The organism is Streptomyces sp. KR55, assembly GCF_052245645.1.
Lineage (GTDB): Bacteria > Actinomycetota > Actinomycetes > Streptomycetales > Streptomycetaceae > Streptomyces > Streptomyces flavusporus.
Genome location: NZ_JBQQCE010000159.1, coordinates 1 through 19,425, shown reverse-complemented (window position 1 = coordinate 19,425; position 19,425 = coordinate 1). Strand labels below are relative to the sequence as shown.

Below are 19,425 nucleotides of genomic sequence, written 5' to 3'. Positions count from 1 at the left end.
GTTCAGGCATTCCAGCACGTCGACCTGCGCTCTTCCAAACATGGGATGACGGGGATTCCGAGCGATCCAGGCCCCAGATAAAACGGTCATAAAGAGCGAGCCCCGTCAAATGACGGGGCTTTTGTGCGCGCAGCGACACCAGTCGACCGCGACGCGTGGCGGTGCCACCCGATTCCTCTGCCGAAACGTTATGAACACCGAAGCCGACCGTGTCAAAGGCCACAGCCGGCTTCAGCGTCCGTCCCCATATGCCTACGGCAACTGCCGTACGGCGCTGCCGATTTGAGTGCTACTTCAGCCGGGCCATCAAAGCGTGCTCGACCAGCGTGATCAGCGCGGACTTGGCGTCCGCCCGGTGCCGGGCGTCGGTGGTGATGATCGGGGTGTCCGGGCCGATCTGGAGTGCCTCGCGGACCTCGTCGGGCTGGTACGGCTGCTGGCCGTCGAAGCCGTTGAGAGCGACGACGAACGGCAGACCGCTGTTCTCGAAGTAGTCCACGGCCGGGAAGCAGTCCGCCAGCCGGCGCGTGTCCACCAGCACCACCGCGCCGATGGCGCCGCGCACCAGGTCGTCCCACATGAACCAGAAGCGGTCCTGGCCCGGGGTACCGAACAGGTACAGGATCAGGTCCTGGTCCAGGGTGATACGGCCGAAGTCCATGGCCACCGTCGTGGTGGTCTTGCCCCCGGTGTGCGTGAGGTCGTCGATGCCCGCGCTCGCGGACGTCATGACGGCCTCCGTGCGCAGCGGGTTGATCTCCGAGACGGCGCCGACGAACGTGGTCTTGCCCACGCCGAAGCCGCCCGCCACCACGATCTTCGCCGATGTGGTGGCGCCTCTCGGTTCAGAGCTTGCGAAGTCCACTGAGCACCCTTTCGAGCAGTGTCACGTCCGGAGCACCGCCGTTGTTCTCGTCGCCGCCCGGCTGGTGGACGGCCACGAGCCCGGCCTCGGCGAGGTCCGCGACGAGGATCCGGGCCACTCCGAGCGGCATGGCGAGCAGCGCCGACACCTCGGCGACCGACTTCACCTCGCGGCACAGATGGCAGATGCGCTGGTGCTCCGGGAGCAGCCCCATGAGCGCTGCCGGGTCGGCCGTCGTGCTGATCAGTGCCTCGAGGGCGAGCTGGTAGCGCGGCCGGGTCCGGCCGCCGGTCATCGCGTACGGACGTACCAGCGGCTGGTCGCCCTCGTCCCCGTACGGATCTGTGTACGGATCATGAGAGGCGGTGGGCGGGGTCATGAATCCTCCGGGCGGGACAGCAAGTTGGTCAGTCGTGCCGTCTGACGGGGGCCGGTGGGGGGATTGTGGCGGCCGGACGGTGATTTGGTGAGACGGGTGGATCCGGGATCGCTAGTGGAGCAGACTTCCTTGCAGTTCGGCGCGCAGGTCGGGCGTGAGCACCGCGCCCGCGCGGTCGACCAGCAGCGCCATCTCGTAGCCGACGAGACCGATGTCGCAGTCGGGATGTGCGAGAACGGCCAGGGACGAGCCGTCCGAGATGGACATGAGGAAGAGGAAACCTCGCTCCATCTCCACAACGGTCTGTGCCACGTCGCCCCCCTCGAAGATCCGGGAGGCCCCGGCCGTCAGCGAGGTGAGCCCCGACGCGACCGCCGCCAACTGGTCGGCCCGGTCGCGCGGAAAGCCCTCCGACAGCGCCAGGAGGAGTCCGTCGGCGGACACGACGACGGTGTGGGACACCCCGGGGGTGTTGTCCACGAAGTTGGTGATCAACCAGTTCAGGTTCTGTGCCGCCTGGCTCATCGGACTCAACTAACGCTCCTGCTGGTGAGTGGGGCTCGGGAAGCTGCCCGTCTGGCCGGACCCGGCCTGACGGCCCTGTGCGATACCCCGACGGAGGTTGGTCAGCCGGCCGCGCACGTCCTGGGGCGCACGCGAGACCTGCGGACCGCTCTGGTGCGGTTGCTGCTGAGCAGTGCCCGGGACGAGGTTCGCCCGGGGCACCCGGCGCGGCAGACCGGAGGTGGTGACACCGCCCGCGGCCGGCTGCCGGACGCGCTCCGCCTGCCGGACGAGATCGTCGTTCGGCGAGCTGCGCCAGGTGGCGGCGGGACGCTGAGGGGCCGCGGAGGCCTGCGGCTGGCGCGGGGCCGGTGCGGAGCCGTTGCCCTGCGGCCGGTCGGGCCGGCGCTGCGGCTCGGGCTGCTGACCCTGCTGGGGCTGCTGGCCCTGCTGGCCGTGGAACCAGTTGGTCTCCAGCGTGTCGTACAGCGGCGTACGACCGTCACCAGGACCCGAGGCCGGCGGCAGCGCCTCCGGCTCCGGGCGGGCGGGCCGCTGCTGCGGACGCTGCGGGGCCGGGGGCCGCTGGGCACCGAAGTCGCCCTGCGGCCGCTCGTACTGGCCCGGACCCGAGGGGTTCTGGTGGCCGCCGGGCAGCGCGTGCTGCCCGGTCGAGGAGCCGTCGTGGCCCGGCGTGGAGAACTGGCCGGTAGCCCCGTTGTCGTAAGCCTGGGGAGCCTGAGGTGCGGGAGGAACCGGGAACTGCCCCGTGGAGCCGTTGCCGTACGCCTGGGGCGCCGGGAACTGGCCGGTGGAGCCGTTGTCGTGCGCCTGAGGTGCGGCGAACTGCCCCGTGGTGGACGAGCTGTTCGGGCCGTTCTGCGCGCCGAAGACGTCCGGGCGGACGAACTGGCCGCCGTTCTGCTGGCCGTTCGGGGCACCGGGGCCCTGGCGGTCGTCGATCCGCGGAACCGCCGGCATCTCGGCGGTGGAGCCGGGGCCCTGGCGGTCGTCCACGCGGGGCATCCGGGCCGTCTGCGAGACGTCCGGCTCCTCGTGGCCGCGCGGGGTGTCCAGCGCGGCGCGCGGCACCGGCGGCTGGGCGTTCTCGTCGCTCCAGCTCGGCCGGGACTGCTGGTTGCCGCCCGGCAGCTCGGCCCGTGCGCCACCGCGCGGCGGCAGCTGCGGCTGACGTCCACGCCGGCCGCGCTCGGTACCCGCGCCCGCGTCGCCGCGCTGCGGCGGCACGTTGCCGCGGCCGTCCTGGCCCTGCGGCGCACCGGAGGCCTGGGCACCCGCCGGGGCGGGCCGGCCCTGCTGGGGCGCCGGGGGAGTCTGCGGTCCGCGTGCGCCGCCCGGAGCCCCCGGACGCCCACCCGAGTCCCGGCCCGGCAGCTCGGCCCGCGGCCCCTGACCGGCACCGAGCCGGCCCCCGCCACCGGGCGCACCGGCGCCCAGCGAACCGCCGTTGCCACGGCGGGCCGCGGCCACACCGGCGGCAGCCTGCGCCGCGGCCGGGCCACCGGCGCCACCCTGACCGGGCTTGCCCTGCGGCTTCTTGCCGCCCTGGGCGACGTCGACGGGCAGCATGACCAGCGCGGTCGTACCACCGGAGTCGGACGGGCGCAGCTGGATCCGGATGCCGTGCCGCTGCGACAGCCGGCCGACCACGAACAGACCCATGCGCCGGGAGACGGAGACGTCCACGGTGGGCGGCGAGGCGAGCCGCTCGTTGATCTGGGCGAGGTCCTCGGGCGAGAGGCCGATACCGGTGTCGTGGATCTCGATCAGCACCCGGCCGTCGGGCAGGGCGTGACCGGTGACCTTGACCTTGGTCTGCGGCGAGGAGAACGACGTGGCGTTCTCCAGCAGCTCGGCGAGCAGGTGCACGAGGTCGTTGACCACGCGGCCGGCGACCTGGGTGGTCGGCACCGCGGCCAGCTCGATGCGCTCGTACTGCTCCACCTCGGACGCGGCGGCGCGGAGCACGTCGACCAGCGGGACCGGGCGGGTCCAGCGTCGGCCGGGCTCCTCACCCGCGAGGACGAGGAGGTTCTCGCCGTTACGGCGCATACGGGTGGCGAGGTGGTCCAGCTTGAACAGCGAGGCCAGCTGGTCCGGGTCCGCCTCACGGGACTCCAGTTCGGAGATCAGCGACAGCTGGCGCTGGATCAGACCCTGGGAGCGACGCGAGAGGTTGGTGAACATCGCGTTGACGTTGCCCCGCAGCAGGGCCTGCTCGGCGGCGAGGCGGACCGCCTCGCGGTGCACGTCGTCGAACGCCGCGGCCACTCGGCCGATCTCGTCGCGGGAGTGCACACCGACCGACTCCACGGACGTGTCCACGTCCTGCGGGTCGGACTCGGACAGCTGCTTGACCAGCTCGGGCAGCCGGTCCTGGGCGACCTTCGTCGCGGTGTCCTCCAGGCGGCGCAGCGAGCGGATCATGGACCGGGCCACCACGAAGGCGCCGACCAGCGACACGCCGAGCACGAGCAGGATCAGCGCACCGGAGATGATCGCCTCGCGCTCCGACTCGCTGCGCAGCTCGCGCGCTTTCTGCTCCATGTCCTCGAGCAGGGTGCGCTCGATGTTCTTCATCTGCTGGATCTTGGTGGAGCTGTCGTCCAGCCAGTCCCGGTAGGAGCGCCTCTCCAACCCGGCCAGGCCGTTCTCCCGCAGCGCGCGGCCTGCGTAGGTGTCGGTGGCCTCGATGGTCGCGTTGTTCTGGTCGATGGGCTTGAGGAGTTCCTCGGCCCCATCGCCGTAGATGCTGGTGAAGCTGCGCAGCTCGGAGATCTGGCTCTCCAGCGCCGATTCGGCGTACAGGCGGTCGTTCTCGGACAGGTCGCCGGCCGTCCGGTTGTTCGCGGGCAGCGCCGCCGCGAGGACCGCGCGCTGGATCGACGCGTACTCCTTGGCGGAGGAGAACGCCGACAGGGCGCGGGTGCGCTGGATCATGTCGGGGTTGCTGGTCGCCTCCGCCATGTCCTGCGAGAGGTCGAGCAGGTGCGTGATGAGGCGGTGGTAGGCCTCCACCGTCTGCGTGGAGTTGTCCTCGGCTTCGTAGGCGTTGCTGCGGATCTCGTTGAGGCCGTTGAGATCGCGGGCGAGGCCGACCAGGCTGTCGCGGACGCCCTGGAGGTTGCCGTCCTTGCTGGCGGAGTCGACCTCCTCCGAGGCGGCGAGGAAGTTCTCCAGCGCCCGGTCCGTCTTGGTCTGGAAGCCCTTGACCGTGCTCGCGCTGGCCGTCGAGCCGTGCGCCAGCGGGCCGGCGGACTGGTCGCGCTCCTCCTGGAGCGCGGCGGCCAGTTCGGTCGCCTGCTTGGTCATTTCCGTCAGCAGCTTCATGTTGTCGAGCTGCTGGATGTCGTCCATGGACTGGTTGATACGCAGTGCGCCGAGCGAGGTGGCCGCGACCACCGGGAGCGCGAGCAGCGACACCAGACGGGTGGAGATGCGCCAGTTGCGCAGGGCTATTCGCGGCCCGGGGCCGCTCGATCCCTGCGGAGGCTTCACCGTCGGAGCGGGCGTCGGAGTGCCCGAAGGCGCCGACGCGCCGGGGCGCGCACCGCCGTCACCGGACGGGCCCTGGCCCTGGGCGTGCTGGGGCGAGGAACCGCGGTCGGTCCCGCCGTGCGGCTCCGGCTCCGCCGAAGCGCTGCCATCCCTCTTGAAACGTCCCTGCACTAGCGTCGCAACCTCTGGACCAGGCGCCCCTCCGCGAACGGAAGGACGGTGTCGGCGTCGATCGGGAGCGCCCTGAATGCGCACCCGGATGGTCGTGAGTGACCGGCGCTGGACTCCCCCTTCTCGCCGCCACTCGGCGCTGTTTCGCGCCCCCTGCGCGCCGGCTCGATCCTGCGGCGGTCCGTGGAATTCCAGCACAGTGCCGGATCTCCAACAAGGCCAGTTGGTCAGGCTGTGACATCCGTGACACCGCGTGAGGGGAGCGTCACGACACGTAGAGCGACCTCCGCCTTATAGCGGACATTTCTGAGCGAGTCGTCGAGACGGGCCGGGTGTCCCAGTCGCGATGATCAGGAGCGGAATGTTGGCTTCAGGGGGTCAATGTCCGTTTCGTTGGTATGAGTTGCCAGCCTGAATTGACCGGTTTGAGCTCGGGTTCGTGAGCAAACTCACACGCGGCCGTAGGGCGCTGCGTGCCATCCGGTGGGAATCGGATGTTTAGCCTGACGCTTTACAAGAGGCGACCTTCTGCCAACCGGCGCTTCCGGCGCCCCGTACATGACAGGGTTCAGTACAACCGTGAAGACGACGATGATGTTCCGCACGATAGCCAACCCGCGGCGCACGACGCTGGCGCACCTCGACGACGCCGACGAACTGCAGACCCCGGATCACCCGGAGCACTCCGTCGACCTCCCGACCCAGACCGCCAACCCCCGCCGCACCGTCCTGATGGACGTCCCGGCCGGGGCTGCGGCGGCGGAGTAGGGGCAGGCAGACACAGGGCGCCTCGCGATGCGCGAGGCGCCCTGTTGCGCCCCGGGGCGGTGCGACGCCGCTGTTCCTCCCTCCAGCCTGATCCGCCGGACAGGTCCCGCCGAGATAGCCTGGAGCGTCAGACTTCAGCCAGCTCAGTCAAGGGGCCAAGCATCCCGTGCGCATCGCCAGGTTCTCCATCGACGGGAACGTCGCCTTCGGCGCGGTCGAGGGCGACAAGCCGGACGAGCTCGTCCTCGACATCATCAAGGGCATCCCGTTCGCGGACTTCGAGCTCTCCGGTACGAAGGTCCCGCTGAGCAAGGTCCGGCTGCTGCCGCCGGTGCTCCCCAACAAGGTCGTGGCCTTCGGCCGCAACTACGCCGAGCACGCGCGCGAGCTGGGCAACGAGGTCCCGGACGCCCCGTTCGCCTTCTTCAAGCCGTCCACCTCGGTGATCGGCCCCGGCGACGAGATCCAGTACCCCTCCTTCTCCGAGGAACTCCACCACGAGGCCGAGCTGGCCGTCGTGATCGGCCGCATGTGCCGCGAGGTCCCGCGCGAGCGCGTCAAGGACGTGATCCTGGGCTACACCTGCGCCAACGACATCACCGCCCGTGACGTGCAGAGGCGCGAGAAGCAGTGGGCCAGGGCCAAGGGCTTCGACACCTCCTGCCCGCTCGGCCCCTGGGTGGAGACCGACCTCGACCCGTCGGACCTCACCATCCAGCTCACCGTCAACGGACAGCAACGCCAGCTCGGCCGCACCAGCGAGATGATCCACCCGATCGAGGATCTGATCGTCAACATCTCCGAGGCCATGACGCTGCTCCCCGGCGACGTGATCCTCACGGGCACCCCCGCGGGGGTCGGCCCCCTCGCTGTCGGCGACGAGGTCTCCGTCAGCATCGAAGGCATCGGCACTCTCACCAACAAGGTTGTCAAGCGTGGCTAGCGCACCCGGCTCCCCCGTTCGCGTACGTTTCTGTCCGTCGCCCACCGGTAACCCCCACGTGGGGCTGGTCCGCACCGCCCTGTTCAACTGGGCGTTTGCCCGCCACACCGGCGGTACGTTCGTGTTCCGTATTGAGGACACCGACGTGGCCCGCGACTCCGAGGAGTCCTACGAGCAGCTGCTCGACGCGATGCGCTGGCTCGGCTTCGACTGGGACGAGGGCCCCGCAGCATTCGATAGCGCCTCCGGCGCGGGCGGCGGCCCGCACGCGCCGTACCGCCAGTCGCAGCGCATGGACATCTACCAGGACGTGGCCCAGAAGCTCCTGGACGCCGGCCACGCCTACCACTGCTACTGCTCCCAGGAGGAGCTGGACACCCGCCGCGAGGCCGCCCGCGCGGCCGGCCGGCCCTCCGGCTACGACGGCCACTGCCGCGAGCTCACCGCCGCGCAGGTCGCCGAGTACCAGGCGCAGGGCCGCACCCCGATCGTCCGCTTCCGCATGCCGGACGAGACGATCACCTTCACGGACCTGGTCCGCGGCGAGCTGACGTTCACGCCGGAGAACGTCCCGGACTACGGGATCGTCCGAGCGAACGGCGCTCCCCTCTACACGCTCGTGAACCCGGTCGACGACGCCCTGATGGAGATCACGCACATCCTGCGCGGCGAGGACCTGCTCTCCTCCACCCCGCGCCAGATCGCCCTGTACAAGGCGCTGATCGAGCTGGGCATCGCCAAGCGCATCCCGGAGTTCGGGCACCTGCCGTACGTGATGGGTGAGGGCAACAAGAAGCTCTCCAAGCGCGACCCGCAGTCGTCGCTCAACCTCTACCGGGAGCGCGGCTTCCTCCCCGAGGGCCTCCTCAACTACCTCTCGCTCCTCGGCTGGTCGCTCTCGGCCGACCAGGACATCTTCACCATGGACGAGATGGTCGCGGCCTTCGACATCGCGGACGTGAACCCCAACCCGGCCCGCTTCGACCTCAAGAAGTGCGAGGCGATCAACGGCGACCACATCCGCCTGCTCGATGTGAAGGACTTCACAGAGCGCTGCCGCCCATGGCTCCAGGCCCCGTTCGCCCCGTGGGCCCCGGAGGCCTTCGACGAGGTGAAGTGGCAGGCCATCGCCCCGCACGCACAGACCCGTCTGAAGGTCCTCTCCGAGATCACCGACAACGTCGACTTCCTGTTCCTGCCGGAGCCGGTCTTCGACGAGGCGAGCTGGAACAAGGCGATGAAGGAGGGCTCCGACGCCCTGCTGCGCACCGCCCGCGAGAAGCTCGACGCGGCCGACTGGAACTCCGCCGAGTCCCTGAAGGAGGCCGTCCTGGCCGCCGGTGAGGCCCACGGCCTCAAGCTCGGCAAGGCCCAGGCCCCGGTCCGGGTCGCCGTCACCGGCCGCACGGTCGGCCTGCCGCTCTTCGAGTCCCTGGAGGTCCTGGGCAAGGAGAAGACGCTGGCCCGTATCGACGCGGCGCTGGCGAAGCTGACGGCGTAGCGCACAGAAGGGGCGGCATCCGGAAGGGGTGCCGCCCCTTCGCCGTACCTGCCCGGAACCCGCGGTCGCCGGGTTACCGTCGGACCATGAGCATTCAGGCCGTGGTCTGGGACGTCGACGACACGCTTTTCGACTACACGACCGCGGACCGCGCCGGAATGCGCGCGCACCTGGCGGCCGAGGGCCTGCTCGACGGGTACGACAGCGTCGAGCAGGCCCTCGTGCACTGGCGGCAGGTCACGGACCGGCAGTGGGCGCGGTTCGCCGCCGGTGAGGTGTCCTTCGAGGAGCAGCGGCGGGACCGCGTACGGGTGTTTCTCGGCGAAGAGCTCAGCGACGCCGAGGCCGAGGCCTGGTTCGAGCGGTACATCGGGCACTACGAGGCCGCCTGGGCCCTCTTCCCGGACGTACTGCCCGCCCTGGACGTCCTCGCCGCCAGCCACCGGCACGCGGTGCTCTCCAACTCCAGCCTCCACGTCCAGGACCGCAAGCTGCGCGTCCTGGGCGTGCGCGACCGCTTCGAGGCCGTGCTGTGCGCCGCCGAGCTCGGCGTCTCCAAGCCCGAGGCCGGCGCCTTCCTCGCGGCGTGCGAGGCGCTGGCCCTGCCGCCGCATCTCGTCGCGTACGTCGGAGACCACCCGGAGATCGACGGACGGGGCGCCGCCGACGCCGGACTGCTGTCGGTCTGGATCGACCGTGGCGGCGCGTACACCAGCGGTGACGCCTCCACCGGACCGCACCGGATCGCCTCGCTCACCGAACTCCCCGCGATCCTCGGCTCGGAAAGCCGTTTTGGAGCCCCGTCCACCTTCAGGTAATGTTCTTCCTGCGCCGCCGGGGAGCGGGCCGAGAGGCCGGAAACCGACAGCGCAAAGCTAGAACAAGATCCCCTCAGGGGCTTGCGTTCCAGTGGCCTATGGTGTAATTGGCAGCACGACTGATTCTGGTTCAGTTAGTCTTGGTTCGAGTCCAGGTAGACCAGCTCGGATCTGCGGAAACGTAAGATCCTCGCCCCCGTTGTGTAGCGGCCTAGCACGCCGCCCTCTCAAGGCGGTAGCGCCGGTTCGAATCCGGTCGGGGGTACGCAGATCGATGGGCCTCCACTTCGGTGGGGGCCCATCGGCGTGTCCGGCCCGACTTCCCGGCCTCACGTCCCGCCGAACCGGCGGCGCGACTCCTCCGCCTCCGCCAGCCGGCGCAGGGCGAGCAGCACCGGCTCGTACAGCACGGTCAGCGCCACGGCCGCCTCCACCTGTTCGTCCGGCGTGCCGCCGTACCGCTCCACCAGATCCAGATCGTGGACGGCGAGCTGCCCCAGCGCGCGGGCGTACGGCTCCAAGTCCTCGATGGCGCAGGGATATCCGAGCCGCTCCAGGGCCGCGATCGCGGTGACGAGCATCCCGAGTGCGGGGGGCGTCACATCGGTCGTGGGGCCGTAGCCCCAGCCGAGCAGCTCCAACAGGCGGTCCGCGCGCTGCCGGGCCGTCTCGGTCGCCGGGTCCTCCGCGTCGGCGGACCTGCCGTGCGGGAGGGCCCACACGGCGGTGCCCAGGCGCGCGTTGTGGTCCAGGGAGCCGTCGTCCAGTGCGGCGAGCACGTCTCGCGCGGAGGCCACCGAGACCCCGCCGACCTGGATCAGCGCCCGCACCAGGCGCAGCCGGCGCAGGTGCTCCTCGCCGTACTCGGCCTGGGTGGCGGTGACCCGGCGGCCCGGCGGGAGCAGGCCCTCGCGCAGGTAGTACTTGATCGTGGCCGTGGAGACCCCGCTGCGCTCACTCAGCTCCGCCAGTCGCATGTCCGTCCCGTGTTCGAGTTTCCGCTTGCGCTCCCCGTTGGGGAGTGTCACTATCCAAGCATGGATAGCGACGCTATCCAATGACGGGATGGGGGACATCATGAGCAAGCCGATCGAAGGGCGCATGACCGCCGCGGGTGAGGGCGAGATCGTCGTCTTCCTCATCGGGATGCGCGTCAACAGCTTTACGGCACTGCGGAGTTGGTGGCCGGTCGCCAAGGCCATGCCGCCCATGCTCGCGGAGCTCTCGCGTGAGAAGGGCAGCGGACTGCTGGGGTACCAGTTCCTGCTGGGCTTCCCGCGGGTGCTGTACGTCGTGCAGTACTGGGACTCGAAGGAGAAGCTCCTCGCGTACGCCTCGGCGCCGGACCGGCAGCACCGCCCGGCCTGGGCCGCCTTCAACCGGCGGCTGCGCGCGGGGAAGGGGAAGGTCGGCTTCTGGCACGAGACGTACGTCGTGCCTGCCGGGTCCTACGAATCGGTCTACGTGAACATGCCCGAGTTCGGCCTGGGTCGGGCCACCGGTGTGGTGCCGGTCGCCCGGCGCGGCGACCGTGCGGCCGACCGACTCAAGGTGAAGTGAGCGGAGCGGACATCGGGGGACGGGCCTGCCGCGGCGTTGAGGCGGGCCCTCCTCCCGGTCAGCGGCCGCTGGTCAGCTCGAGCGGCGCAGGGCCTCGGAGAGACGGGCGGCGGCGTCGATGACCGCCTGCGCGTGCATACGGCCCGGGTGGCGCGTGAGGCGCTCGATGGGGCCGGAGACGGAGACGGCGGCCACGACGCGGTTGGAGGGGCCGCGTACCGGTGCGGAGACGGACGCGACGCCCGGCTCGCGCTCGCCGATCGACTGCGCCCAGCCCCGGCGTCGTACGCCCGAGAGTGCTGTGGCCGTGAAACGGGCGCCCTGCAGGCCCCGGTGCAGGCGCTCCGGCTCCTCCCAGGCCATGAGGATCTGCGCCGAGGAACCGGCCTTCATCGTGAGTGTCGAGCCGACCGGGACCGTGTCCCGCAGGCCGGACAGGCGCTCCGCCGCGGCGACGCAGATGCGCATGTCGCCCTGGCGTCGGTAGAGCTGTGCGCTCTCGCCCGTGACGTCACGGAGGTGGGTGAGCACCGGGCCCGCCGTGGCGAGGAGGCGGTCCTCGCCGGCGGCCGCGGCCAGTTCTGCCAGCCGCGGGCCGAGAATGAAACGGCCCTGCATGTCGCGCGCCACCATACGGTGGTGTTCCAAAGCCACGGCCAGGCGGTGAGCCGTGGGTCGTGCCAGTCCGGTGGCCGCGACCAGACCCGCGAGGGTGGCCGGACCGGACTCCAGAGCGCTCAGGACGAGGGCCGCCTTGTCCAGAACGCCGACGCCGCTACTGTTGTCCATGCAACGATACTTGCGTCTCACTCTGTGAAACGCAAGTTCAATTTTCGGTGGAACACGCCACCCTGGATGTCACGAAGGCACAGTGGCCCGCGGACCGACGGGCCTGGCGGCGGGCGCCCGGACACCGGGGCGCGGGCGCCGCCTCCTCAAGATCTCTAGTTGGGTCGGCGCACCTTTGCCGACCGGAGGGAAAGCGATGGGTAGGACACTCGCGGAGAAGGTCTGGGACGACCATGTCGTCCGGCGCGCCGAGGGCGAGCCCGACCTCCTCTACATTGATCTGCACCTGCTGCACGAGGTGACCAGCCCGCAGGCCTTCGACGGCCTCCGCAAGAGCGGCCGGAAGGTGCGCCGCCTCGACCTCACCATCGCGACCGAGGACCACAACACCCCCACCCTCGACATCGACAAGCCCATCGCGGACCCGGTCTCCCGCGCCCAGCTGGAGACGCTGCGCAAGAACTGCGCCGAGTTCGGCGTACGGCTGCACCCGCTCGGCGATGTCGAGCAGGGCGTCGTCCACGTCGTCGGCCCGCAGCTGGGACTCACCCAGCCCGGCACCACCGTCGTCTGCGGCGACTCCCACACCTCCACGCACGGCGCCTTCGGCGCGCTGGCGTTCGGTATCGGCACCTCGCAGGTCGAGCACGTGCTGGCCACCCAGACGCTGCCCCTGGCCCGCCCGAAGACCATGGCGATCACGGTCGACGGCGAACTGCCCGAGGGCGTCACCGCCAAGGACCTGATCCTGGCGATCATCGCCAGGATCGGCACCGGCGGCGGCCAGGGCTACATCCTGGAGTACCGCGGCTCCGCCATCGAGAAGCTCTCGATGGAGGCCCGGATGACCATCTGCAACATGTCGATCGAGGCCGGCGCCCGCGCGGGCATGATCGCCCCCGACGAGACCACGTTCGCCTACCTCAAGGGCCGCCCGCACGCGCCCGAGGGTGCCGACTGGGACGCGGCGGTGGAGTACTGGAAGACGCTGCGCACCGACGACGACGCCGAGTTCGACGCCGAAGTCGTCATCAACGCCGACGAACTGTCGCCGTTCGTCACCTGGGGCACCAACCCCGGCCAGGGCGCGCCCCTTTCGGCCGCCGTCCCCGACCCTGCTTCGTACGAAGACGCTTCGGAGCGCCTGGCCGCCGAAAAGGCCCTGGAATACATGGGGTTGGAGGCCGGACAGCCGCTGCGCTCCATCAAGGTGGACACCGTCTTCGTAGGCTCCTGCACCAACGGCCGCATCGAGGACCTGCGCGCCGCCGCCGACATCCTGCGGAGCCGCAAAGTCGCCGACGGCGTACGGATGCTGGTCGTCCCGGGCTCCGCGCGGGTCGGTCTGCAGGCCGTCTCCGAGGGGCTGGACGTCGTCTTCAAGGAGGCCGGCGCCGAATGGCGGCACGCGGGCTGCTCGATGTGCCTCGGCATGAACCCCGACCAGCTGGCCCCCGGTGAGCGCTCCGCGTCCACCTCCAACCGCAACTTCGAGGGCAGGCAGGGCAAGGGCGGCCGTACGCACCTGGTGTCGCCGCAGGTCGCCGCCGCGACCGCCGTGCTCGGCCACCTGGCCTCCCCGGCCGACCTGACCGAAGAGCCCGCCCGTACGCCCGCTGGAGTCTGATCAGTCATGGAAGCATTCACCACCCACACCGGCCGGGCCGTCCCGCTGCGCCGCAGCAACGTCGACACCGACCAGATCATCCCCGCGCACTGGCTCAAGAAGGTGACCCGGGACGGGTTCGAGGACGGGCTGTTCGAGGCCTGGCGCAAGGACGCGTCCTTCATCCTCAACCAGCCCGAGCGGCAGGGCGCGACCGTCCTGGTCGCCGGCCCCGACTTCGGCACCGGCTCCTCGCGTGAGCACGCCGTCTGGGCGCTGCAGAACTACGGCTTCAAGACCGTGATCTCCTCCCGCTTCGCCGACATCTTCCGCGGCAACTCGCTGAAGAACGGGCTGCTCACGGTGGTTCTGGAGCAGAAGATCGTCGATGCGCTGTGGGAGCTCACGGAACAGGACCCGCAGGCCGAGATCACCGTCGACCTGGAGCGCCGCGAGGTGCGCGCGGAGGGCATCACCGCCTCCTTCGAGCTGGACGAGAACTCCCGCTGGCGGTTGCTGAACGGGCTGGACGACATCTCCATCACGCTGCAGAACGAGGGCGACATCGCCACGTACGAGGCGGGGCGGCCCGCGTACAAGCCGCGCACGCTGAAGGTCTGAACCTTCTCACCCCCGCGGCGGTCGAGTTTCGGCCACCTCAACACCCCGGCTGTACCCCCGATCGACCGATCGGGGGTACAGCCGTTTTTGCGCCCCGGACGGCCGGGCGCGGCACCGTCCGTCCCTTCAAATTCCCACGTTAGGGCGGTTGTTGTTGGGGTACGCGAGCCTTGAGAACGCGGCGTCGACAGGGGCCCGGACGGCCGTTTGAGGCGGTAGTTGCCGCCCCGGGCAGGCGACAACTCGCCCCAGATGGCACAATCTGTGCATGGAACACGACGGCCAACTCGAGCTCTATGCGGCGGTCGCGGACCAACTCAAGGAAGCGCACGCAAGGGTGCGCGCACTGCAAGTCCCGGAGGGCGTACGGATGGCGCTGACCCGGAAGCTGCTGGTCATCACGGCCGCGGCCAAGCACGATCTTGCCGATGCGACAAGGCGTCTGGAGCGGTTCACGGCCGACCTCGACGAGGGTCGATTCCCCGAAGAGGAAGCCTGAACAGTCCGGAACCGTCGAGTCGGCTGCGGCACAAGGGTGATTAGCCCGTTTCGTGTTTGATTTGCGGTATATATCTGCCTAACGTGCGAAAAAGCTTGAACACTTTCGTTCTGGCGATGTCTCCGAAGGGGAAGACGTGAACAAGGCGCAGCTCGTAGAAGCGATTGCCGACAAGATGGGCGGCCGCCAGCAGGCTGCCGACGCTGTCGACCATGTACTGGACGCCATCGTCCGAGCGGTCGTCGCAGGTGAGCGGGTCTCGGTCACCGGCTTCGGTTCGTTCGAGAAGGTCGACCGGCCGGCCCGGTACGCCCGCAACCCTCAGACGGGCGAGCGGGTTCGGGTCAAGAAGACCTCGGTGCCGCGGTTCCGCGCGGGCCAGGGTTTCAAGGATCTGGTGAGCGGCTCGAAGAAGCTCCCGCGCGGGGGCGAGGTCGCCGTCAAGAAGGCGCCCAAGGGCAGCCTGACCGGCGGTGCCGCGGCCACGGTCAAGAAGGCCGCCGCCAAGAAGGTCACCAAGGCCGCGGCGAAGAAGGCCGCGGCGAAGAAGGCGCCTGCCAAGAAGGCCCCGGCGGCTGCGAAGAAGGCCGCGGCGAAGAAGGCCCCCGCCAAGAAGACCACGGCGGCCGCCAAGACCACCGCTGCGAAGAAGGCCGCCGCCAAGAAGGCCCCGGCGAAGAAGGCGACGGCCAAGAAGGCCCCCGCCAAGAAGTCGACGGCGCGCAAGAGTGCCGCCAAGAAGACCACCGCCCGCAAGAGGTAGCGGCGCGGAACTACTCACGCGCCGGGCCGGACTCCCGTCGGGAGCCCGGCCCGCGGTGTGTTTCGGGGCGGTTGAGCAGGGGGGTTTCAGAGCGTCTGGAGTGTCACCAGGGTGATCCGGGGGCTGTCCTCAGGCCCCTCCACCTCGATGCGCACCCGCTGCCCGGGCCGCAGCAGTCTGAGCCCGCCCGCATCGAAGGCGGCGGCGTCGAAGGGCACCGGAGTGCCGTCGTCGAGCAGCACCTGCCCGCTGCGCGTCTCGGCGTCGTACGTGTATGCGGTGGCCTGCATGATGGCAGCCTACTGCCCCGGAATCAGCAACCGCGCGGTGGCCGCTGCCGTACGGGGTCCCACTCCGAGGGCGAGCGCCGCACGCAGATCGTCGCCGGTGTCCACGTCCTGGCGTACCGAATCCACGCCCCCGAGGCCGAGTTCCACCGCACCGGATGCGCGATGGCGGGCCCGGGAATCCGTACCGAATGCCGGGAGCAATTCCCGTCCCGGAGCGGCCGCCAGCAGTGTCGTGCCGATTGCGGCCGCATCGGGGAGAAAAGCGCGCGGGAATTCCCCGGCCGCCTCCAGTACCCGGGCCAATTCCGGTGGGCGCAGGGCGGGAAGATCGGCGTTCAGGGCGGCGACGGGGCTTTCGGGGCGTTCGGCCCGGACGGTTGCCGCTCCGTGCGCCAGAGCGGCGTTCAGGCCGCCGCTCGGCTCGTCCGTGACGATCCGGGCGCCCAGCGCGGCCAGCTCCCGGCCCGCCAGGGCGTCGTCCGTGACAACTGCCACATCCCGCACCGCCGGGCAGATCAGCGCGGCGGCCACCGTGTCCTGCGCGAAAGCGAGGGCGAGGCCCGGGCGCAGCCCGTCGCCGGCGGCGTCGGAGAGCCTGCTCTTGGCCCGCGCCAGAGACTTCACAGGTATCACCAAGGTCCAGTGCACGAGCGTTCGTCCCTCTCTTGTCGCGGCCATTGTCACCCGGGCCATGGGGCGGGCGGAGACTCGGGCGTACGGTGTTCTCGACAGACAGGCGGCCTGGGGCGACACTTGTGCCTCCCCCATGCCCTGGAAGGAAGGTGTCCGTGTGCCCCGCCGCAGAATCGGCTTCTGGTACCGCTTCGCCGCGGTGATCTGCAAACCGCCGCTGGTGGTTCTGCTCAAGCGGGACTGGCGTGGAATGGAGCACATTCCGGCCACGGGCGGTTTTATCACCGTGGTGAACCATAATTCCCACGCCGACCCGTTCGCGTACGCGCACTTTCAGTACAACACCGGACGGGTTCCGCGATTCCTGGCGAAGAGCGGGCTTTTCAGGAAGGGATTCGTGGGCGCCGCGATGCGCGGCACCGGACAGATTCCCGTCTACCGCGAGAGCACGGACGCACTGAGCGCCTTCCGGGCCGCAATCGACGCCGTGGAGCGCGGCGAGTGCGTCGCGTTCTACCCCGAGGGCACCATCACCCGCGACCCGAACGGCTGGCCCATGACCGGCAAGACCGGTGCCGCCCGCGTCGCGCTGAAGACCAAGTGCCCCGTCATCCCGGTCGCCCAGTGGGGCGCCAACGAACTGCTGCCGCCGTACGCCAAGAAGCCGCACCTCTTCCCGCGCAAGACCCACCACGTGCTCGCCGGCCCGCCGGTGGACCTCTCGCCCTTCTACGGCAAGGACATGACCGCGGACGTCCTCAAGGAGGCCACCGAGGTCATCATGGCCGCGATCACCCGCCAGCTGGAGGAGATCCGCGGCGAGCGGGCACCCGAGACGCCGTACGACCCGAGGCGGGAACGCATCGAGCAGCGGCGCCGGACCGAGGCGCAGACGCAGGCGCGAGCGGAGGCAGAGGCGCAGGTGCAGACAGAGGCAGCTGCACAGGGCAGGGCAGCCGGTCCGGCCGGTCGGGAAGTGGCCGGGCAGTTCGCCCGGGAAGAGGGGCAGGGGCAGTGAGCAAGCCGGTCAAGGCGGCGGTCTTCAGCGCGGGTTCGTGGGGCACGGCGTTCGGCATCGTGCTCGCCGACGCGGGGTGCGAGGTCACCCTGTGTGCGCGCCGCACGGAGGTCGCGGAAGCGATCAACTCCGGCCGGACCAACCCCGACTATCTTCCGGGCTTCGAACTCCCCGAGAACCTGCGCGCCACCACGGACCCTGCCGAGGCCGCCGCCGGTGCCGACTTCACGGTGCTCTCCATCCCCTCGCAGACACTGCGCGGCAATCTCGCCGCCTGGGTGCCGCTGCTGGCCCCCGGCACCGTTCTGGTCTCGCTGATGAAGGGCGTCGAACTCGGCTCCGCCATGCGGATGAGCGAGGTCATCGAGGATGTCGCCAAGGTCGGCCCGGAGCAGGTCGCCGTGGTCACCGGACCCAACCTCGCCCGCGAGATCGCCGCGCGCATGCCGGCCGCGGCCGTGGTCGCCTGCACCGACGAGGCGGTCGCCCGGCGGCTCCAGGCCGCCTGCCACACGCCGTACTTCCGCCCGTACACCAACACCGACGTCGTCGGCTGTGAACTCGGCGGTGCGGTCAAGAACGTCATCGGGCTCGCCGTCGGCATCGCGGACGGAATGGGCCTCGGCGACAACGCCAAGGGCTCGCTCATCACGCGCGGGCTCGCCGAGACCACCCGGCTCGGGCTCGCCATGGGCGCCGACCCGCTGACCTTCTCCGGACTCGCGGGCCTGGGCGACCTGGTGGCGACCTGCTCGTCGCCGCTGTCCCGCAACCACACCTTCGGCACCAACCTCGGCAAGGGCATGACCCTCGAGGAGACCATCGCGGTCACCAAGCAGACCGCCGAGGGCGTCAAGTCCTGTGAGTCGGTGCTGGATCTGGCCCGCCGGCACGGCGTCGACATGCCGATCACCGAGACGGTCGTCGGGATCGTGCACGAGGGCAAGCCTCCCGTGGTCGCCCTCAAGGAGCTGATGTCGCGCAGCGCGAAGCCGGAACGACGCTGAGCCACGCCGTCCCCGGACGCTGTCTCCCGCCCCTACCAACGGGTACTCTCATCGCGATATGAGCACCGAGAACCTCCCCCAGAGCCCTGAGCAGCCGTCTCGCAAGCCGCGCGTGGCCGTCGTGTTCGGCGGGCGCAGCTCCGAACACGGGATCTCCACGGTCACCGCCGGCGCCGTACTGCGGGCCATCGACCGGACGAAGTACGACGTCCTGCCGATCGGCATCACCCGGGAAGGCCGCTGGGTGCTCACCGCCGACGAACCGGAGCGCATGGCGATCGCCGACCGCCGCACGCCCGACGTCGAGGAGCTCGCCGAGTCGACCGAGGGCGGCGTGCTGCTCCCCGTCGACCCCGCGAACCGCGAAGTCGTCTACAGCGAGCCCGGATCGGTGCCCAAGGCGCTCGGCGAGGTCGACGTGGTCTTCCCGGTGCTGCACGGTCCGTACGGCGAGGACGGCACTCTCCAGGGCCTCCTGGAGCTGTCCGGCGTCCCGTACGTGGGTTCCGGGGTGCTCGCCTCGGCCGTGGGCCAGGACAAGGAGTACATGAAGCGGGTGTTCGTCTCGTTCGGGCTGAAGGTGGGCCCGTACGTGGTGATCAGGCCGCGCGAGTGGCAGCTCGACGAGACCGGTGCGCGGCGCCGGATCGCCGAGTTCGCGGGGGAGCACGGCTGGCCGCTGTTCGTGAAGCCCGCGCGCGCGGGGTCGTCGATCGGCATCACCAAGGTCGAGTCCTTCGAAGGCCTCGACGAGGCGATCGCCGAGGCCCAGCGCCACGACCCGAAGATCATCGTCGAGGCCGCGCTGCGTGGCCGTGAGATCGAGTGCGGCGTGCTGGAGTTCGAGGACGGCCCGCGCGCCTCCGTCCCCGCCGAGATCCCGCCGCCGGACGCGCACGCCTACTACGACTTCGAGGCGAAGTACATCGACTCCACGCCGGGGATCGTGCCGGCCCCGCTCACCGACGAGCAGACCGCCGAGGTGCGCCGGCTCGCCGTCGAGGCGTTCGACGCGGCGTCCTGCGAAGGGCTCGTCCGTGCGGACTTCTTCCTCACCGAGGACGGTGAGTTCGTGATCAACGAGATCAACACGATGCACGGCTTCACGCCCATCTCGATGTACCCGCAGATGTGGCAGGCGAGCGGGGTGGCGTACGCGGAGCTGGTGGAC

21 protein-coding genes and 2 tRNA genes are annotated in these 19,425 nt (G+C 70.2%); 14 read left to right on the top strand and 9 right to left on the bottom strand.

All coding sequences use genetic code 11. From position 1 onward, the window contains the following. The 5 genes from ACTWQJ_RS23390 to ACTWQJ_RS23370 form a co-directional block, all read right to left on the bottom strand. A partial coding sequence (locus ACTWQJ_RS23390; RefSeq protein ID WP_443308554.1) for a hypothetical protein occupies positions 1-223 on the bottom strand: 223 nt, incomplete at its 3' end. Positions 224-289: 66 nt separating this feature from the next. Next, complete coding sequence (locus ACTWQJ_RS23385) at positions 290-865, bottom strand: GTP-binding protein (RefSeq protein ID WP_224734784.1); 576 nt, start codon at positions 863-865, stop codon at positions 290-292. Beyond that, positions 846-1,244, bottom strand: a complete 399-nt coding sequence (locus ACTWQJ_RS23380) for a DUF742 domain-containing protein (RefSeq protein WP_073941118.1) — start codon at positions 1,242-1,244, stop codon at positions 846-848. Before ACTWQJ_RS23380 ends, ACTWQJ_RS23385 begins: the two co-directional genes overlap by 20 nt. A gap of 111 nt (positions 1,245-1,355) precedes the next feature. Further along, a complete protein-coding gene (locus ACTWQJ_RS23375) occupies positions 1,356-1,769 on the bottom strand; it encodes a roadblock/LC7 domain-containing protein (protein WP_129801651.1) in 414 nt (137 codons plus the stop codon). Positions 1,770-1,778: 9 nt separating this feature from the next. Further along, entirely contained in the window at positions 1,779-5,438 is a 3,660-nt protein-coding gene (locus ACTWQJ_RS23370) for a nitrate- and nitrite sensing domain-containing protein (protein ID WP_443308553.1), read from the bottom strand. A gap of 579 nt (positions 5,439-6,017) precedes the next feature. Between ACTWQJ_RS23370 and ACTWQJ_RS23365 the strand changes: the two genes are divergently transcribed. From ACTWQJ_RS23365 to ACTWQJ_RS23340, 6 genes are all read left to right on the top strand, one after another. Then, positions 6,018-6,206, top strand: a complete 189-nt coding sequence (locus ACTWQJ_RS23365; RefSeq protein WP_409469462.1) for a hypothetical protein — start codon at positions 6,018-6,020, stop codon at positions 6,204-6,206. 166 nt (positions 6,207-6,372) lie between these two features. Then, a complete protein-coding gene (locus ACTWQJ_RS23360; RefSeq protein ID WP_443308552.1) occupies positions 6,373-7,149 on the top strand; it encodes a fumarylacetoacetate hydrolase family protein in 777 nt (258 codons plus the stop codon). After that, the gene (gene gltX, locus ACTWQJ_RS23355; protein WP_443308551.1) at positions 7,142-8,650 is read left to right on the top strand and encodes a glutamate--tRNA ligase; all 1,509 of its coding nucleotides are present in this window, start codon (positions 7,142-7,144) and stop codon (positions 8,648-8,650) included. Before ACTWQJ_RS23360 ends, gltX begins: the two co-directional genes overlap by 8 nt. An 86-nt stretch (positions 8,651-8,736) precedes the next feature. Beyond that, positions 8,737-9,468, top strand: coding sequence for an HAD family hydrolase (locus tag ACTWQJ_RS23350; protein ID WP_443308550.1), 732 nt, complete (start codon positions 8,737-8,739; stop codon positions 9,466-9,468). Between the two features lie 92 nt (positions 9,469-9,560). Next, positions 9,561-9,632, top strand: a tRNA-Gln gene (locus ACTWQJ_RS23345). Between the two features lie 28 nt (positions 9,633-9,660). Then, positions 9,661-9,733 (top strand) — tRNA-Glu (locus ACTWQJ_RS23340). 64 nt (positions 9,734-9,797) lie between these two features. On the opposite strand, the gene ACTWQJ_RS23335 is transcribed toward ACTWQJ_RS23340, so the two are convergent. Further along, entirely contained in the window at positions 9,798-10,445 is a 648-nt protein-coding gene (locus ACTWQJ_RS23335) for a MerR family transcriptional regulator (protein ID WP_443308555.1), read from the bottom strand. Between the two features lie 100 nt (positions 10,446-10,545). Here ACTWQJ_RS23335 and ACTWQJ_RS23330 point away from each other — a divergent pair, with 100 nt between their 5' ends. Continuing rightward, complete coding sequence (locus ACTWQJ_RS23330; RefSeq protein WP_443308549.1) at positions 10,546-11,028, top strand: DUF4188 domain-containing protein; 483 nt, start codon at positions 10,546-10,548, stop codon at positions 11,026-11,028. 72 nt (positions 11,029-11,100) lie between these two features. Here ACTWQJ_RS23330 and ndgR read toward each other — a convergent pair whose 3' ends face one another. After that, on the bottom strand, positions 11,101-11,817 hold the full coding sequence (gene ndgR / locus ACTWQJ_RS23325; protein WP_129801557.1) for an IclR family transcriptional regulator NdgR: 717 nt from the start codon (positions 11,815-11,817) through the stop codon (positions 11,101-11,103). A gap of 196 nt (positions 11,818-12,013) precedes the next feature. Here ndgR and leuC point away from each other — a divergent pair, with 196 nt between their 5' ends. The 4 genes from leuC to ACTWQJ_RS23305 all read left to right on the top strand — a co-directional run bounded on the left by leuC (position 12,014) and on the right by ACTWQJ_RS23305 (position 15,306). Continuing rightward, positions 12,014-13,444, top strand: coding sequence for a 3-isopropylmalate dehydratase large subunit (gene leuC, locus ACTWQJ_RS23320; RefSeq protein WP_443308548.1), 1,431 nt, complete (start codon positions 12,014-12,016; stop codon positions 13,442-13,444). Between the two features lie 6 nt (positions 13,445-13,450). Further along, the gene (gene leuD / locus ACTWQJ_RS23315) at positions 13,451-14,044 is read left to right on the top strand and encodes a 3-isopropylmalate dehydratase small subunit (RefSeq protein ID WP_129801555.1); all 594 of its coding nucleotides are present in this window, start codon (positions 13,451-13,453) and stop codon (positions 14,042-14,044) included. 268 nt (positions 14,045-14,312) lie between these two features. Further along, the gene (locus ACTWQJ_RS23310) at positions 14,313-14,543 is read left to right on the top strand and encodes a hypothetical protein (RefSeq protein WP_129801554.1); all 231 of its coding nucleotides are present in this window, start codon (positions 14,313-14,315) and stop codon (positions 14,541-14,543) included. Positions 14,544-14,679: 136 nt separating this feature from the next. Beyond that, positions 14,680-15,306, top strand: a complete 627-nt coding sequence (locus ACTWQJ_RS23305) for an HU family DNA-binding protein (RefSeq protein WP_443308547.1) — start codon at positions 14,680-14,682, stop codon at positions 15,304-15,306. Between the two features lie 86 nt (positions 15,307-15,392). Here ACTWQJ_RS23305 and ACTWQJ_RS23300 read toward each other — a convergent pair whose 3' ends face one another. Beyond that, complete coding sequence (locus ACTWQJ_RS23300) at positions 15,393-15,596, bottom strand: hypothetical protein (RefSeq protein WP_224736871.1); 204 nt, start codon at positions 15,594-15,596, stop codon at positions 15,393-15,395. Between the two features lie 9 nt (positions 15,597-15,605). Next, a complete protein-coding gene (gene cofC / locus ACTWQJ_RS23295; protein ID WP_443308546.1) occupies positions 15,606-16,244 on the bottom strand; it encodes a 2-phospho-L-lactate guanylyltransferase in 639 nt (212 codons plus the stop codon). Positions 16,245-16,386: 142 nt separating this feature from the next. Here cofC and ACTWQJ_RS23290 point away from each other — a divergent pair, with 142 nt between their 5' ends. The 3 genes from ACTWQJ_RS23290 to ACTWQJ_RS23280 all read left to right on the top strand — a co-directional run. Continuing rightward, the gene (locus ACTWQJ_RS23290; RefSeq protein WP_443308545.1) at positions 16,387-17,247 is read left to right on the top strand and encodes a lysophospholipid acyltransferase family protein; all 861 of its coding nucleotides are present in this window, start codon (positions 16,387-16,389) and stop codon (positions 17,245-17,247) included. Continuing rightward, complete coding sequence (locus ACTWQJ_RS23285) at positions 17,244-18,254, top strand: NAD(P)H-dependent glycerol-3-phosphate dehydrogenase (RefSeq protein WP_443308544.1); 1,011 nt, start codon at positions 17,244-17,246, stop codon at positions 18,252-18,254. The genes ACTWQJ_RS23290 and ACTWQJ_RS23285 overlap by 4 nt, the downstream gene beginning before the upstream one ends. 58 nt (positions 18,255-18,312) lie before the next feature. Continuing rightward, positions 18,313-19,425 (top strand): D-alanine--D-alanine ligase family protein (locus ACTWQJ_RS23280; protein ID WP_443308543.1); only part of this gene is annotated, 1,113 nt, incomplete at its 3' end.